The sequence below is a fragment of the Enterobacter sp. R-1.6.2 genome (genome assembly GCF_035064085.1).
Taxonomy (GTDB): Bacteria; Pseudomonadota; Gammaproteobacteria; order Enterobacterales; family Enterobacteriaceae; genus Enterobacter; species Enterobacter asburiae_B.
In genome coordinates this window covers 1-1,248 of record NZ_JASEYI010000094.1, presented here as the reverse complement: position 1 = coordinate 1,248, position 1,248 = coordinate 1, and the positions used below count along the sequence as shown (strand labels likewise).

The window sequence follows — 1,248 nt, the reverse complement described above, 5'->3', positions numbered from 1 at the left end:
TGCGCTCTCCTGTTCCCGCCCTGCGGCATCCGTGTTGTGGTGGAAGCTTTACCTAAATCACCACGTCCCGTTCCGTTTAGACAGTTCGCTCCAAGCTGGGCTGTGTGCAAGAACCCCCCGTTCAGCCCGACTACCACGTTGTCCCGGTAACTATCATCTTGAGTCCAACCCGGAACAGACACGAAAAATCGCCAGTGGCGGTAGCCATTGGTAACGGATTTAGAGGAGTTAGTCTTGAAGTTATGCGCCTGTTAAGGCTAAACTGAAAGGACAGATTTGGTTACTGCGCTCCTCCAAGCCAGTTACCGCGGTTCAAAGAGTTGGTAGCTCTGAGAACCTTCGAAAAACCGCCTTGCAGGGCGGTTTTTTCGTTTTCAGAGCAAGAGATTACGACGCAACGGACAGGATCTCAAGAAGATCATCTGTGATATTCGACAGATATGGGATAAAGGATTGCAACGCCAGGAGTATATGAGGCATAGCAGCCGCCACCACCACCACAGAATCAAGCCAGTTGCGGCACGAAAGGAAAGAACCGAACTGTCCGACGGTCGCTACGTTCTCCGTAAATTTTGTATACCTACCACGGAGACATAAAGTTTCTATTGCTGACTCGCCTTAAAAAGGGAAAAATCCTATTTTTTCTAAATGGATATAACCTTATGGGAAGCTACGTAGACCAATCATTGACGAGAAATGAATCCGTAATATCTCGCGCTCAAACCTCCTGGATTCCAACAATCATCCCAGTAATTATCGGGATCTTGTTGCTGCCTTTTTACGGCTTAGGGTTACTTATAATAATCCCTGTGCTCCTTAGAGTTTGGTCAACGGAGCTTGCATTAACTAACCAAAGAGTCATCGCAAAAGTGGGTTTGATCCGACGCAATACGGTGGAACTCCGTATTGATAAAGTTGAAAGCCTTGGCATACATCAAGGGATACTGGGACGAATCTTTAACTATGGGTCTATCGTGATTAAAGGCACTGGCGGAACCAACACGCCAATTCCAAACATCAAGGCGCCAATGCAATTCAGATCGATTGTGAACAATCATATTGAGGAAATGGGTTCTAAGCAGCAGTAGCTTCCTCGTAGCATTACAAAAAAAGCCCTACGGGGCTTTTTTTGTACCTGCCAATCAGCTGAATTTACCATAACATCCGTTGCCCGCACCGCTGAAACGGGGTTGGCTGCGTTTCCGGTGCCAGACGCGAGAAAGTGGCGACAGACATAACGAAAAAACA

At 47.3% G+C, this 1,248-nt stretch carries 1 protein-coding gene; it reads left to right on the top strand.

Features of this window, described 5'->3' with window-relative positions; genetic code table 11:
- The first annotated feature begins 662 nt into the window (after positions 1-662).
- Complete coding sequence (locus QMN93_RS25925) at positions 663-1,088, top strand: PH domain-containing protein (protein WP_045261372.1); 426 nt, start codon at positions 663-665, stop codon at positions 1,086-1,088.
- The last annotated feature ends 160 nt before the right edge of the window (positions 1,089-1,248 follow it).